Origin of the sequence: Streptomyces solicavernae (genome assembly GCF_029968095.1) — a bacterium.
Classification (GTDB): domain Bacteria; phylum Actinomycetota; class Actinomycetes; order Streptomycetales; family Streptomycetaceae; genus Streptomyces; species Streptomyces solicavernae.
On record NZ_JASCIR010000028.1, the window covers coordinates 21,789 to 36,392 of the forward strand.

The window sequence follows — 14,604 nt, forward strand, 5'->3', positions numbered from 1 at the left end:
ATGGCGAGCATCGTCAGCAAGGGAGCACGCCCGTGAGCAGCAGCACACCTCCACCCCCCGGCGGACTGTTCCGCACCAAGACCGTCGAACAGTCCATCCAGGACACCGAGGAGCCGGAGCACGCGCTCAGGAAGTCGCTGTCCGCCTGGGACCTGACGGTCTTCGGCGTCGGCGTCATCATCGGCACCGGCATCTTCGTCCTCACCGGCAAGGTGGCCAAGGAGAACGCGGGCCCGGCGACCGCGCTGGCCTTCGTCGCCGCAGGCATCGTCTGCGCCCTGGCCGCCCTGTGCTACGCGGAGTTCGCGTCGACCGTGCCCGTCGCCGGTTCGGCGTACACCTTCGCGTACGCCTCCATCGGCGAGTTGCCGGCCTGGATCATCGGATGGGACCTGGTCCTGGAGTTCGCGCTCGGCACGGCGGTGGTCGCGGTCGGCTGGTCCGGCTATGTGCGCTCGCTGATGGACAACGTCGGCTGGCATCTGCCAACGGCGCTCGAAGGGCCGGATGTGCCAGGAGGAAGCTTCGACATCCTGGCCTTCGTCCTGGTCCTGGTCCTGACCGTGATCCTGGTCCTCGGCATGAAACTGTCCGCCCAGTTCACCGCCCTGGTCGTCGCGATCAAGGTCACCGTGGTCATGATCGTCATCGTCGCCGGTCTGTTCTTCGTCGTCGGCGACAACTACCAGCCGTTCATCCCCGACCCGGTCACCCCGGAGACCGGCGGCGCCTGGGAGACCGCCCCGCTGGTCCAGCTGATGTTCGGCTACGAGCCCACCAACTTCGGCGTGATGGGCATCTTCACCGCCGCCTCCATTGTCTTCTTCGCCTTCATCGGCTTCGACGTGGTGGCCACCGCCGCCGAGGAGACCAAGCTGCCGCAGCGCGACATGCCCCGCGGCATCCTCGGCTCCCTCCTCATCTGCACCGTCCTCTACGTGGCGGTGTCGCTGGTCGTCACCGGTATGCAGCACTACACCGAACTGTCCGTCACCGCCCCGCTCGCCGACGCCTTCAAGGCCTCCGGACACCCGTTCTACGCGGGCGTGATCAGCTTCGGCGCCGCCATCGGCCTCACGACGGTCTGTATGATCCTGCTGCTCGGCCAGACCCGGGTGTTCTTCGCGATGAGCCGGGACGGGCTGCTGCCGCGGTTCTTCGCCATCACCCACCCGAAGTTCCGCACCCCGTACCGGCCGACCATCCTGCTCGGCGTGGTCATCGCGGTCATCGCGGGCTTCACCAGCATCAACGAGCTGGCGACGCTGGTGAACATCGGCACCCTGTTCGCCTTCGTGGTCGTCGCCCTCGGCGTGCTGGTGCTCCGCCGCACCCGCCCCGACCTGCCCCGCGCCTTCCGCACCCCGTGGGTGCCGTTGCTGCCGCTCCTCTCCATCGCCGCCTCGCTGTGGCTGATGCTGAACCTGCCGGGCGAGACCTGGCTCCGGTTCGGCGTGTGGATGGTCCTCGGCGTCATCGTGTACTTCGCGTACGGGCGCAGCCACAGCAGGCTGGGGCGCGCCCTGTCGGGCAGGGAGACCCGGTAGGGGGCGGGGCTGTGACACTTGCGGCTCAGCCGCGGGGCGCTGAAGCCACCACGGCGCGGTAGTCGGTCGACGGGGAGCCGAGGGGGCAGGGGCGGCGGCCCCGGAGCTGCTGCAAGCAGATACCTTGGCACCCATGCCGGCCGAGCAGCGTTCCGACGACCCACCCCGTAGCACGCCGGCGCTGCCGCACCAGCGCGTCGAACCAGGGGCACGCCCCGTCCGCACGCGGGCGGGGCGGTCCGCGTACTGGCCCCGGCTCATCGCCGCCCTGACCCTGCTCGCCTGCGTCACCCGCATCCCGTCGTTCCGGATCGAGCTGTGGAACCCCGACGAGGGCTTCCTCGCCGTCCAGGCAAGGCTGTTGGCCGACGGCGGCACGCTCTACGAGACCGTCGTCGACCGTAAACCGCCCCTCCTGCCCTGGCTGTACGAGGGTGCCTTCGCGCTCTTCGGCGACGACTCGCTGCTGCCCCTGAAGGTCCTGGCCGTCCTGGCCCACCTCGCCACGGCCGTACTGCTCGCCTCGCTCGCCCGCCGCCGCTGGGGCGACGGCGCGGGCCGCACGGCCGGTGTGCTCTACCTGTTCCTGTCGATCGGGCTCAACCCCGAGGACACGCAGGCCGCCACGTTCGAGGTGTTCATGCTCCCGGCGACCGCAGCCGCCATGTGGCTCGCCGACCGGCGCCGCTGGGCCTGGTGCGGTGCGGCCGTCGCCGCGGCCTTCCTCGCCAAGCAGACCGGTGGCGCCGTACTCCTGCCCGTGCTCTGGCTGTGGTGGCGCTCCGGTGCGCGCCGGGCCGGCATACTCCGGCTCGTGGCGGGCGCCGTCCTGCCCGTACTCGCGGCCGCCCTCGCCACCGACCCGCGCGGGTTCCTGTTCTGGACGGTCACCGGCTCCGGCGCGTACGCCTCCTTCACCGGCTCCGAACTGCACGTACTGTCACGGGCGTTGACCAACGCCGCGCTGCTCGCCGTCGCCTGCGCGGGGCTGCTCCCGGCCGTCGTGCGGGTGCTGCGGACCGCCCGCACCGGCGCCGCCGACCTGTGGCTGTGGTTCGGCGCGTCCGCCGTCGCCGTCTGCGTCGGCTTCCACTTCTTCGGCCACTACTACCTCCAACTGGTACCCGCCATCGCCCTGTTGGGCACCGCGGCCCTGCAGAGCCTGCCGCGCGACTGGACCCCGGCGACGCTCACCACGTCCGCGCTCGCCTGCGCCCTGTTCCTCGGCTGGGGGATGCTCGCGCCGCGCCCCGACCTCGCGCACGCCGAACGGCTCGCGACGGCGATCGGCCGCGCCACGGACCCCGACGACCGCGTCCTCGTCTGGGGCATGCACCCCGAGACGTACTGGCTCGCCGACCGCACCCCCGCCTCCCGCTACCTCACCGCGGGCTTCCTCACCAACTACAGCGGCGGCCGCAACGGACCGCAGGTGGGCGAGAAGTACGCGGTCGACGGGGCCTGGGACGTGTTCCGTACGGAAATGGCCGAGAACCCGCCGGACCTGATCGTCGACGACAGCCGGGGCAAGCCGTACGCCCCCGAAGCGCTGCCGACGCTCCGTGCCCTCCTCGCCGCCCGGTACGAGCAGACGGCGGTCGTGGAGAACGCGGTCATCTACCGCCGCACCGGATAGACCGTACGCGGCCCGACGCACACCGCGCCCAACTCCTCGACCCTGCGCCGCAGTTCACGGTCGGCGGTGACCACGACGACCGTGGCCTGAGCCGCTTCGGCGACCAGCTCCACGATCCGGTCGTCGCCGCTCCCGGGCGCCGCATCCACCCGTACGCCTGGCACGGACTCCACGCCGCGCGCCGCGCCCTCCACGACGAGCAGCAGGTCGAGGGGGCCGGGGTGGCCGTCGATGCCGACGTCCGCGTAGGCGACGAGGCCGTCCCGCAGCCGCTCCGCCGCGCCCCTGCGGTCCCGCCACCAGCCGTCCGGCACCGATCCGACGGTGTTGGCGGCGTCCACGACGAGCAGAGTGCGCATGCGCCGACCCTCTCACGTCGTACGACTCCCGACGCACCGCTGCCCCCGGCGCCGACGAGGGCACCGGGGGCAGCCGTACAAGCCAGGAGACTACGCGGGCACGCTCGCCACGCCCTGCTCCAGGAACCGCTTGCCGGTGACGCGCTCGGAGACGCCCGCACGGTCCAGGTACGGCGTGATGCCGCCCAGGTGGAAGGGCCAGCCGGCGCCGGTGATCAGGCACAGGTCGATGTCCTGGGCCTCGGCGACGACACCCTCGTCGAGCATCAGGCCGATCTCCTGGGCCACCGCGTCGAGCACGCGGTCGCGGACCTGTTCCTCCGTCAGGACGCTGTCGCCCTGCTTGAGGAGGGCCTGGACCTCGGGGTCCAGCTCGGGCGCACCGCTGTCGTAGACGTAGAAGCCGCGCTTGCCGGCGTCCACGACGGCCTTCAGGTTCGGGGAGACCTTGAAGCGCTCCGGGAAGGCGCGGTTCAGGGTCTCCGAGACGTGCAGGCCGATCGCCGGGCCGACCAGCTCCAGGAGTACGAGGGGCGACATCGGCAGGCCGAGCGGCTCGACGGCCTTCTCGGTGAGGGCGACCGGGGTGCCCTCGTCGATGACGTTCTGCACCTCGCCCATGAAGCGGGTCAGGATGCGGTTGACGACGAATGCCGGGGCGTCCTTCACCAGGACCGCGGTCTTCTTCAGCTTCTTGGCGACACCGAAGGCCGTGGCCAGCGAGGCGTCGTCGGTCTGCTCGCCACGGACGATCTCCAGGAGCGGCAGCACGGCGACCGGGTTGAAGAAGTGGAAGCCGACGACCCGCTCGGGGTGCTTCAGCTTCGACGCCATCTCGGTGACCGAGAGCGAGGAGGTGTTGGTGGCGAAGATCGCGTGCGCCGGGGCGACGGCCTCGACCTCCGCGAACACCTGCTGCTTGACGCCGATCTCCTCGAAGACGGCCTCGATGACGAAGTCGGCGTCGGAGAAGCCCTCGGCCTTGTCGAGTACACCGGTGACCAGGGCCTTCAGGCGGTTGGCCTTGTCCTGGTTGATACGGCCCTTGCCGAGCAGCTTGTCGATCTCGGCGTGGACGTAGCCCACACCCTTGTCGACACGCTCCTGGTCGATGTCGGTCAGCACGACCGGCACCTCCAGGCGGCGCAGGAACAGCAGTGCGAGCTGGCTGGCCATCAGACCGGCGCCCACGACGCCGACCTTGCTGACCGGACGCGCCAGGTCCTTCGACGGGGCGCCCGCGGGACGCTTGCCGCGCTTCTGCACCAGGTTGAACGCGTAGAGCCCGGCCCGCAGTTCACCGCCCATGATCAGGTCGGCGAGCGCCTGGTCCTCGGCGTCGAACCCGGCCTGCAGGTCGCCGTCCTTGGCGGCGGCGATGATGTCGAGCGCGCGGTACGCGGCCGGGGCGGCGCCGTGCACCTTGGAGTCGGCGATGAACCGGCCCTTGGCGACGGCCTGGTCCCAGGCCTCACCGCGGTCCACCTCGGGACGCTCCACCGTCACATCGCCGCCCAGGACCTTCGCGGTCCACAGCAGCGACTGCTCCAGGAAGTCCGCACCCTCGAACAGCGCGTCCGCGATGCCGAGTTCGAAGACCTGCTTGCCCTTGAGCTGGCGGTTCTGGTTGAGCGAGTTCTCGATGATGACCTGGACGGCCCTCTCGGCGCCGATCAGGTTCGGAAGGAGCGCGCAGCCGCCCCAGCCGGGCACCAGGCCGAGGAAGACCTCGGGCAGCGAGAACGCGGGCAGCGCCTTGGACACGGTGCGGTAGGTGCAGTGCAGACCGGCTTCGACACCGCCGCCCATGGCCGCGCCGTTGTAGTACGCGAAGGTCGGCACGGCCAGACCGGCGAGACGCTTGAAGACGTCGTGCCCGCCCTTGCCGATGGCCAGCGCGTCCGAGTGCTGCTTCAGCAGCTCGACGCCCTTGAGGTCCGCGCCGACGGCGAAGATGAACGGCTTGCCGGTGAGGCCGACGCCGACGATGTCACCGGCCTTGGCCTCCGCCTCGACCTGGTCGATCGCGGTGTTCAGGTTCCCGAGCGACTGCGGGCCGAAGGTGGTCGGCTTGGTGTGGTCCAGGCCGTTGTCGAGCGTGATCAGGGCGAACTTGCCTGCCCCGTAAGGCAGTTCGAGGTGGCGTACGTGCGCCTGCGTCACTACCTCGTCGGGGAACAGCGTGGCCGCGCCCTTCAGAAGCTCAGCGGTGGTGGTGCTCACTTGTCGCCTCCGGCGTCCTTGTGGTGCGGGTTCTCCCAGATGACCGTGGCGCCCATGCCGAAGCCGACGCACATGGTGGTGAGGCCGTAACGGACCTCCGGCTGCTCCTCGAACTGCCGCGCCAGCTGCGTCATCAGACGCACGCCGGAGGAGGCGAGGGGGTGACCGAACGCGATGGCGCCGCCGTACTGGTTGACGCGCGCGTCGTCGTCGGCGATGCCGTAGTGCTCCAGGAAGGCGAGCACCTGCACGGCGAACGCCTCGTTGACCTCGAACAGGCCGATGTCACCGATGCCGAGTTCGGCCTTGGCGAGCGCCTTCTCGGTCGCGGGGATCGGGCCGTAGCCCATCACCTCGGGCTCGACACCCGCGAAGGCGTACGACACGAGGCGCATCTTGACCGGCAGGCCGTTCTCGCGCGCGAACTCCTCGGAGGCGATCAGCGAGGCCGTGGCGCCGTCGTTGAGCCCCGCGGCGTTACCGGCGGTGACGCGGCCGTGCGTACGGAACGGCGTCTTGAGGCCCGCGAGGTTCTCCAGCGTCGTGCCCGGACGCATCGGCTCGTCGGCGGTGGCGAGGCCCCAGCCGGTCTCACCGGCCTCCTCGTTCGTCCGGCGTACGGAGATCGGCACCAGGTCGGCCTGGATCCTGCCGTCGGCGTACGCCTTGGCGGCCTTCTCCTGCGAGCGCACCGCGTACTCGTCGGCGCGCTGCTTGGTGATGCTCGGGTAGCGGTCGTGCAGGTTCTCGGCGGTCATGCCCATGAACAGGGCGGACTCGTCGACCAGCTTCTCGCTGACGAACCGCGGGTTCGGGTCGACGCCCTCACCCATCGGGTGGCGGCCCATGTGCTCCACGCCACCGGCGACGGCGACGTCGTACGCGCCGAAGGCGACACCGCCGGCCATGGCGGTCACGGCGGTCAGGGCGCCGGCGCACATGCGGTCGATGGAGTAACCGGGCACCGACTGCGGAAGCCCGGCGAGGATGCCCGCGGTGCGGCCCAGGGTCAGACCCTGGTCACCGATCTGCGTGGTCGCGGCGATGGCGACCTCGTCGATCTTGGCGGGGTCGAGGTTCGGGTTGCGGCGCAGCAGCTCCCGGATGGACTTCACGACGAGATCGTCGGCGCGGGTCTCGTGGTAGATGCCCTTCGGGCCCGCCTTGCCGAACGGGGTGCGGACGCCGTCGACGAAGACGACGTCCCTGACGGTACGAGGCACGATGGCTCTCCTCCAGGGGTGCGGGATCGCTGCCGCTGGGCGTGCTCCGGCGGCTACGGCACTCATGCTACTTGCCGGTAACCAAGCGGACCAGGCCCCCCGCCCGGAGCGGCGAAGGTCACACTCCGTGGGGGGAGATGCGAAACGCCGGAGAGGCTGGGATTCAGCCTCTCCGGCGTTTGGGGCGGGGTCCCCCTTGGGGTCCGGGGCGGAGCCCCAGTCCGGGAAGGGGCGGGGTGGGGAAGAAGGAGCCCTACCCGGCCCCGGCAGCCAGCGCCTCCACCAGTACCGGCGTCACCTGCTCGATCTGCCAGGCCCGGGCCCCGTACCCGGAGAGCGCCGCGGCGACGGACTCCGCGTCGAGGGGTGTCGGCGGCTCCCAGCACACCCGCCGGACCGTGTCCGGCGTGATCAGGTTCTCCTGCGGCATGGCCAGCTCCTCCGCGAGCGCCGTCACCGCGGCCCGCGCCGCCGAGAGGCGGGCCGCCGCCGCCGGGTCGCGGTCCGCCCACGAGCGGGGCGGCGGCGGGCCCGTCAACTGCTGGCCGGGCTGCGGGAGTTCGCTCTCCGGCAGGGCCTTCGCACGGTCCACGGCGGCCTGCCACTGCTCCAGCTGACGCTGGCTCGTACGGTTGCCGAACCCCTGCAGCTGCCGCAGCGCCTGCACGTGGGGCGGCAGCGCGAGCGCGGCCTCCACGATCGCGGCGTCGCCGAGCACCTTGCCGGGCGACACGTCACGCCGCTGCGCCACCTTGTCGCGGGCCGTCCACAGCTCCCGTACGACCGCCATCTGCCGGCGTCGGCGCACCTTGTGCATCCCGGACGTGCGCCGCCACGGGTCCTTGCGCGGGGGCGGCGGCGGGGCACTGGCGATCGCGTCGAACTCCTGGTGCGCCCAGTCCAGCTTGCCCTGCCGGTCCAGCTCCTTCTCCAGGCTGTCGCGCAGGTCCACGAGGAGCTCCACGTCGAGCGCGGCGTACCGCAGCCAGGGGTCGGGCAGCGGCCGCGTCGACCAGTCGACGGCGGAGTGGCCCTTCTCCAGTACGTACCCGAGCACCGACTCCACCATCGCGCCGAGGCCGACGCGCGGGAAGCCCGCGAGCCGTCCGGCCAGCTCGGTGTCGAAGATGCGGGTGGGGATCATGCCTATTTCGCGCAGGCACGGCAGATCCTGAGTCGCGGCGTGCAGCACCCACTCGGCATCCGCGATCGCCGCCCCGAGCCCTGACAGGTCGGGGCAGGCGATCGGGTCGATCAGGGCGCTGCCGGCTCCTTCGCGGCGCAGCTGTACGAGATAGGCGCGCTGGCCGTAGCGGTAGCCGGAGGCCCGCTCGGCGTCCACGGCGACGGGTCCCCGGCCGGCGGCGAAGGCGGCGACGACCTCGGCGAGCGAGTTCTCGTCGGCGATCACCTCGGGGATGCCCTCGCGCGGTTCGAGCAGCGGAATCGGCTCTCCCTCGGGGGCTGCGACGCCTTCGTCCGGAGGAGCGCCTCCGGTGGTTCGCAGTGGTCTGTCTTCTGCGGTCTCTTGGGCGTCGGTCACCGGTCAAGGGTATCTGTGCGAGCACGGCGCCCGCCGACGGAACGTTCCGTCGGCGGGCGCCGGACTGATGTGCTGGGTTATCGGGCGGTATGTACTGCTCTGGGATGTCGACGGTCAGTGGATGATTCCGGTACGCAGGGCGACGGCGACCATGCCGGCGCGGTCGCCCGTGCCGAGCTTGCGGGCGATGCGGGCGAGGTGGCTCTTGACGGTGAGGGCGGACAGGCCCATCGAGACACCGATGGCCTTGTTGGACTGGCCCTCCGCGACAAGGCGCAGCACCTCCACCTCGCGCCCTGACAGCTCGCGGTACCCGCCCGGGTGGCTCGGGGCGCCCGGCGGGCGGCGGTGCATACGGGCGGCGGCGCCGATGGGTGCGGCGCCGGGGCGGGTGGGGAGGCCGACGTTGGTGCGCGTACCGGTGACGACGTACCCCTTCACGCCGCCCGCGAGGGCGTTGCGCACGGCGCCGATGTCGTCGGCGGCGGAGAGGGCGAGGCCGTTGGGCCAGCCCGCGGCGCGGGTCTCGGAGAGGAGGGTCAGGCCCGAGCCGTCGGGCAGGTGGACATCGGCGACGCAGATGTCGCGCGGGTTGCCGATGCGGGGACGGGCCTCGGCGATCGAGGACGCCTCGATGACGTCGCGCACTCCGAGTGCCCAGAGGTGGCGGGTGACGGTGGAACGGACGCGCGGGTCCGCCACGACGACCATGGCGGTCGGCTTGTTCGGACGGTAGGCGACCAGGCTTGCGGGCTGCTCTAGGAGAACGGACACCAGGCCTCCTGGGGGAGATGGCGGGACGGGGCCGGCTCGGGGAAGAAGCCGGTACAACCGTGCTTTCAAGGTCACAGAGGTCTTCGGCAGCATGTCCGCCCGCCTTTAGCGAATGATCACGATTTGGTGACTCGCAATTCGGGCAATTCAGACGTGTGATCGATCATCCGAAGATCGAACCGAGTCCCGCGACGGTCAGCCGCCGGTCAACGACGGTCCCGTACCGCATCCGTTCGAAGCGTCGGTGGGCCGTACGGATGACGGCCCGTCCCTGTTTTCTCGTACGTGCGGGCGGGCCCGGCGTCCGCCCGCACGTACGACGGAGGAGCGTCTTCAGTGCGCCTGGGGGCCGCGGCGCTGCGGCAGGGACACCACCGAGGCGTCCGCGGGGCCGGCCGGGGGGAGGCCGGCGACCTGGCAGAGCAGATCGCACCAGGCGGCCAGGTGCGCCGCCGTGTCCGGCACCCCGCCGAGCCCCTCGCGCGGCGTCCAGGACGCCCGGATCTCGATCTGCGAGTTCGGCTGCCGGGTGCCGAGCCCGCCGAAGTAGTGCGAACTGGCCCGGGTGACGGTGCCACTGGGTTCCCCGTACGCGAGGCCGCGGCCCTGCAGGGCGCCGGTCAGCCAGGACCAGCAGACCTCGGGGAGCAGCGGGTCGGCCGCCATCTCGGGCTCCAGCTCCGCGCGGACCAGGGTCACCAGGCGGAACGTGCCCTGCCAGGCGTCGTGCCCGGCGGGGTCGTGCAGCAGGACGAGGCGGCCGTCCGCGAGGTCCTCGTCGTCCTCGACCACCGCGGCCTCCAGGGCGTACGCGTGCGGGGCGAGCCGCTTCGGCGCGGGGGTCGGGTCGATCTCGATCTCCGGCCGCAGCCGGGCCGCGCGCAGCGCGTCCACGGCGGTGCGGAACGGGAGCGGAACAGCATCAGCCGCCGCATTCCCCTCCCTAGCGTCCATCCCGTCAGCATCCTCCGAGAGTCGTCCCTGCACCGCAGCCATGCCGGGAAGATTAAGGGGAACCGGCCGTTCGCGCAGGGAAGGACACCCGGTCCCGGCCGTGCAGTTCGCGGCACGTGCGAGACTTTCCGACGTGAGCGCCAACGACCTTCCCCGAGCGGGCCAGCAGCCGAACCCGAACCCGACCGCCGCCGACGCGGTCAAGGACTCCGCCTTCCTGCGGGCGTGCAGGCGCGAGCCCGTGCCGCACACGCCGGCCTGGTTCATGCGGCAGGCGGGGCGCTCGCTGCCCGAGTACCTCAAGGTGCGCGAGGGCATCCCGATGCTCGACTCGTGCATGCGGCCCGATCTCGTCACCGAGATCACGCTGCAGCCGGTGCGCCGCCACAACGTGGACGCGGCGATCTACTTCAGCGACATCGTCGTCCCTCTGAAGGCCATCGGGATCGACCTCGACATCAAGCCCGGCGTCGGCCCGGTGGTGGAGCGGCCGATCCGCTCGCGGGCCGACCTGGAGCGGCTGCGCGACCTCACTCCGGAGGACGTCTCGTACGTCTCCGAGGCCATCGGCATGCTGACCGGTGAGCTCGGCTCGACCCCGCTGATCGGCTTCGCCGGGGCGCCGTTCACGCTCGCCAGCTACCTCGTGGAGGGCGGCCCGAGCCGCAACCACGAGCACACCAAGGCCCTGATGTACGGCGACCCGCAGCTCTGGGCCGACCTGCTCGACCGGCTCTCCGACATCACCGCGGCCTTCCTGAAGGTGCAGATCGAGGCGGGCGCCTCGGCCGTGCAGCTCTTCGACTCCTGGGTGGGCGCCCTGTCGCCCGCCGACTACCGCCGCTCGGTGATGCCCGCCTCGTCGAAGGTCTTCGAGGCCGTCTCCGGGTACGGGGTGCCGCGCATCCACTTCGGCGTCGGCACCGGGGAACTCCTCGGGCTGCTCGGTGAGGCGGGCGCGGACGTCGTCGGCGTCGACTGGCGCGTCCCCCTGGACGAGGCCGCCCGCCGCGTCGGCCCCGGCAAGGCGCTGCAGGGCAACCTCGACCCGGCCGTCCTGTTCTCCACGCGGGACGCGGTCGAGGCCAAGACGGACGAGGTCCTCGCGGCGGCGAACGGCCTGGAGGGTCACATCTTCAACCTCGGACACGGCGTGCTCCCGACCACCGACCCGGACGCGCTGACCCGGCTCGTGGAGTACGTGCACACGCGCACCGCTCGCTGAGGGACGCCTATCCGGCGGAGGTCTGCGCTTTCCTGTACTGGGCTTTCCTGTACTGGGCTCTCGTGTACTGGGCTCTCGTGTACTGGGCTCTCCGGTAAATGGCTGGAAACGAGCGCCCCCGGCCGCGTCCGGGGGCGCTCAGCCCGCTCTCCGCACCGCCGTCACCGCCTTCCGGGCCGCCACCAGGACCGGGTCCCAGACCGGGGAGAAGGGCGGTGCGTAGCCCAGGTCGAGGGTGGTGAGCTGGGTGACGGTCAGGCCGGCCGTGAGCGCGACCGCCGCCACGTCCACGCGCTTGGCGGCGCCCTCGCGGCCGACGATCTGGACGCCGAGGAGCCGGCCCGTGCGGCGCTCGGCGAGCATCTTGACCGTCATCAGGGCGGCGCCCGGGAAGTAGCCCGCGCGGCTGGTCGACTCGATGGTGGCCGTGACGTACTGCAGGCCCGCCGCCTGGGCGTCCTTCTCGCGCAGGCCCGTACGCGCGATCTCCAGGTCGCAGACCTTGCTGACCGCCGTGCCGACGACGCCCGGGAACGTGCCGTAGTCCCCGCCGACGCCCGAGCCGATGATCTGGCCGTGTTTGTTGGCGTGGGTGCCGAGGGCGATGTGGCGTTCGCGGCCGGAGACCAGGTCGAGGACCTCGACACAGTCGCCGCCCGCCCAGATGGCCCCCTCTGCGCGTGGGTCGCGCACGCGCATCGCCAAGTCCGTGAGCAGGCCGCCGTGTTCACCGAGGGGCAGGCCGGCGTTGCGGGCCAGGCCCGTGTTCGGGCGGACGCCGATGCCGAGGATCACGACGTCCGCCGCGTACTCCGCGTCGTCCGTGGCGACCGCGCGGACCCGGCCGTCCTCGCCGGTGAGGATCTTCGTGACCTCGGCGTCGTTGACCATCTCCATGCCCAGGCCGGTCATGGCCTCGCCGACGAGCGCGCCCATGTCGGGGTCGAGCGTCGCCATGGGCTGGGCGCCGCGGTTGACGACCGTGACCCGATAGCCCCGGTTGGCCAGCGCCTCCGCCATCTCCACGCCGATGTACCCGGCGCCCACCACGACCGCCCGCTCACCGCGCGTGTGCCGCAGCGTGTCGAGCAGCGCCTCGCCGTCCTCCAGGGTCTGCACGCCGTGCACGCCCGGGGCGTCGATCCCCGGCAGCTCCGGGCGGACCGGGAGGGCGCCGGTGGCGATCACGAGCTTGTCGTACGCCGTCCAGTACTCCTCGCCCGACTCCAGGTCACGGGCGCGGACCCGCCGCCCCGGCACGTCGATCTCCGTGACCTCCGTGCGCATCCGCAGGTCGATCGAGCGCTCCCGGTGCTCCTCGGGCGTACGGGCGATCAGCGCGTCCCGGCTGTCGACGTCCCCTCCCACCCAGTACGGGATGCCGCAGGCGGAGTAGGACGTGAAGCGGCCCCGCTCGAACGCGACGATCTCCAACTCGTCCGGCCCCTGCAGCCTGCGCGCCTGCGACGCCGCCGACATGCCCGCGGCGTCGGCCCCGATGACCACCAGTCGTTCGCTCATGCGCCCACGCTACGACGCGGCACGCGCCGCCCGGCCCGAGTTCCCGCTTTCCTCTGCTGTCAGCGAAGCGCCCGACGGGCCGGACGCACGGCCGGGTCTGAGAGGCTGGGCCCATGCGCGAAACGGATCGCCCCTCGGGCTCGGAGCAGGCAGGACCGGTGCACGCCGTCGTCGTCGGAGGCGGCATCGCCGGGCTCGCGGCCGCGCACCGGCTGCTCGCCACCGGCGCCCGCGTCACCGTCCTGGAAGCCTCCGGCCGGCTCGGCGGCAAGCTGCACGCCGGACAGATCGAGGGCGTCCGCGTCGACCTCGGCGCCGAGTCCATGCTCGCCCGGCGGCCCGAAGCGGTCGCCCTCGCCCGCGAGGTGGGGCTCGACGCCGCGCTGCAGCCGCCCGCCGTCGCGAGCGCCGCGCTGTGGAACCGCGGGCAGCTCACCCCCATGCCGAAGGGCCACGTGATGGGCGTGCCCGGCGACGCCGACGTCCTCGCGGGCGTGCTGTCCACCGAGGGCCTGCGCCGCGTCGAGGCCGAGCGGGAACTGCCGCCCACGGAGCCCGGCGAGATCGGCGAGGACATCGCCGTCGGCGCGTACGTCGCCGCGCGGGTGGGCCGCGAAGTCGTGGACCGCCTGGTGGAGCCGCTGCTCGGCGGGGTGTACGCGGGCGACGCGTACCGCCTGTCGCTGCGCATGGCCGTGCCGCAGCTCTACGACGTCGCGCGCTCCGGCGGCTCGCTGCTCGCCGGGGTCCGTGCCGTGCAGGAGCGGGCCGCCCGGCGGCAGCAGGACGGGCCCGTGTTCATGGGCATCGAGGGCGGCATCGGCCGGCTGCCCCTCGCGGTCGCCGACGCGGTACGCGCCAAGGGCGGCGAAATCGCCCTCCACGCGCGCGTGGACGCCGTCCGCCGCACCCCCGGCGGCTGGTCCGTGCGCACCGAAGGCCGTGAACTCACCGCCGACGCCGTGGTCCTGGCCGTGCCCGCCCCGCACGCCGCCCGGCTGCTCGACGCGGACGCGCCCGCCGCGGCCGCCGAACTGCGCGCCGTCGAGTACGCGTCGATGGCCCTGATGACGCTCGCCTACCGGCGCCGGGACGTGGACCTGCCCGCCGGCAGCGGCTTCCTCGTACCGCCCGTGGACGGGCACACCATCAAGGCGTCCACGTTCGCCTCGCAGAAGTGGGGCTGGATCGCCGAGGAGAACCCCGAGCTGCTCGTGCTGCGCACCTCCGTGGGCCGGCACGGCGAGGAGGAGGTGCTTCAGCGCGCCGACGAGGAGCTGGTGGACGTCTCGCGGGCAGACCTGCGCGCGGCCGTCGGCCTGACCGCCGCGCCCGTCGCCACCCGCGTCACACGCTGGAACGACGGCCTGCCGCAGTACCCCGTCGGGCACCACGCGCGCGTGGCGCGGATCCGCGCGCACGTCGCCGGGCTGCCGGGCCTCGCGGTGTGCGGCGCGGCGTACGACGGCGTCGGCATCCCGGCCTGCATCGCGAGCGCGCACGCGGCGGTCGACCAGCTGGCAGGCGACCGTACGGGCATCGGTCTGCTGAGTGCGAACCCGGTGCAGAGCCTGCACGGCGGCGGAGGAGAATAGCCGC

Annotated in this window: 11 protein-coding genes; 4 read left to right on the forward strand and 7 right to left on the reverse strand. The window is 72.2% G+C overall.

Annotation, left to right across the window (positions count from 1 at the left end; all coding sequences use genetic code 11):
- Nucleotides 1-32 precede the first annotated feature (32 nt).
- Nucleotides 33-1,547, forward strand: a complete 1,515-nt coding sequence (locus tag QIS99_RS25185; RefSeq protein WP_282515926.1) for an amino acid permease — start codon at nt 33-35, stop codon at nt 1,545-1,547.
- 133 nt (nt 1,548-1,680) lie between these two features.
- On the forward strand, nt 1,681-3,183 hold the full coding sequence (locus QIS99_RS25190) for an ArnT family glycosyltransferase (RefSeq protein ID WP_282515927.1): 1,503 nt from the start codon (nt 1,681-1,683) through the stop codon (nt 3,181-3,183).
- Here QIS99_RS25190 and QIS99_RS25195 read toward each other — a convergent pair.
- From QIS99_RS25195 to QIS99_RS25220, 6 genes are all read right to left on the reverse strand, one after another.
- Entirely contained in the window at nt 3,165-3,542 is a 378-nt protein-coding gene (locus tag QIS99_RS25195) for a PIN domain-containing protein (RefSeq protein ID WP_282515928.1), read from the reverse strand. The two genes, QIS99_RS25190 and QIS99_RS25195, sit on opposite strands and share 19 nt — an antisense overlap.
- Nucleotides 3,543-3,632: 90 nt before the next feature.
- The gene (locus QIS99_RS25200) at nt 3,633-5,765 is read right to left on the reverse strand and encodes a 3-hydroxyacyl-CoA dehydrogenase NAD-binding domain-containing protein (protein ID WP_282515929.1); all 2,133 of its coding nucleotides are present in this window, start codon (nt 5,763-5,765) and stop codon (nt 3,633-3,635) included.
- On the reverse strand, nt 5,762-6,988 hold the full coding sequence (locus tag QIS99_RS25205) for a thiolase family protein (protein WP_282515930.1): 1,227 nt from the start codon (nt 6,986-6,988) through the stop codon (nt 5,762-5,764). Before QIS99_RS25205 ends, QIS99_RS25200 begins: the two co-directional genes overlap by 4 nt.
- A gap of 253 nt (nt 6,989-7,241) precedes the next feature.
- Nucleotides 7,242-8,531, reverse strand: coding sequence for a ribonuclease D (locus QIS99_RS25210; RefSeq protein ID WP_282515931.1), 1,290 nt, complete (start codon nt 8,529-8,531; stop codon nt 7,242-7,244).
- Nucleotides 8,532-8,645: 114 nt separating this feature from the next.
- Complete coding sequence (locus QIS99_RS25215; protein ID WP_282515932.1) at nt 8,646-9,305, reverse strand: helix-turn-helix transcriptional regulator; 660 nt, start codon at nt 9,303-9,305, stop codon at nt 8,646-8,648.
- Between the two features lie 333 nt (nt 9,306-9,638).
- The gene (locus tag QIS99_RS25220) at nt 9,639-10,301 is read right to left on the reverse strand and encodes a DUF3000 domain-containing protein (RefSeq protein WP_282515933.1); all 663 of its coding nucleotides are present in this window, start codon (nt 10,299-10,301) and stop codon (nt 9,639-9,641) included.
- A gap of 91 nt (nt 10,302-10,392) precedes the next feature.
- Between QIS99_RS25220 and hemE the strand changes: the two genes are divergently transcribed.
- Nucleotides 10,393-11,484: a uroporphyrinogen decarboxylase gene (hemE, locus tag QIS99_RS25225; protein WP_408909628.1), complete on the forward strand. Its 1,092-nt coding sequence runs from the start codon at nt 10,393-10,395 to the stop codon at nt 11,482-11,484.
- Nucleotides 11,485-11,622: 138 nt separating this feature from the next.
- Here hemE and QIS99_RS25230 read toward each other — a convergent pair whose 3' ends face one another.
- A complete protein-coding gene (locus QIS99_RS25230; RefSeq protein ID WP_282515934.1) occupies nt 11,623-13,005 on the reverse strand; it encodes an FAD-dependent oxidoreductase in 1,383 nt (460 codons plus the stop codon).
- A gap of 113 nt (nt 13,006-13,118) precedes the next feature.
- Here QIS99_RS25230 and hemG point away from each other — a divergent pair, with 113 nt between their 5' ends.
- Nucleotides 13,119-14,600: a protoporphyrinogen oxidase gene (gene hemG / locus QIS99_RS25235; protein WP_282515935.1), complete on the forward strand. Its 1,482-nt coding sequence runs from the start codon at nt 13,119-13,121 to the stop codon at nt 14,598-14,600.
- Nucleotides 14,601-14,604: the final 4 nt, after the last annotated feature.

Coding starts and splice junctions, on each gene's coding strand:
- QIS99_RS25220 (WP_282515933.1), bottom strand. CDS start 10,301: ATGGCTGCGGTGCAGGGACGACTCTCGGAGGATGCTGACGGGATGGAC.
- QIS99_RS25230 (WP_282515934.1), bottom strand. CDS start 13,005: ATGAGCGAACGACTGGTGGTCATCGGGGCCGACGCCGCGGGCATGTCG.
- hemG (WP_282515935.1), top strand. CDS start 13,119: ATGCGCGAAACGGATCGCCCCTCGGGCTCGGAGCAGGCAGGACCGGTG.
- QIS99_RS25195 (WP_282515928.1), bottom strand. CDS start 3,542: ATGCGCACTCTGCTCGTCGTGGACGCCGCCAACACCGTCGGATCGGTG.
- QIS99_RS25190 (WP_282515927.1), top strand. CDS start 1,681: ATGCCGGCCGAGCAGCGTTCCGACGACCCACCCCGTAGCACGCCGGCG.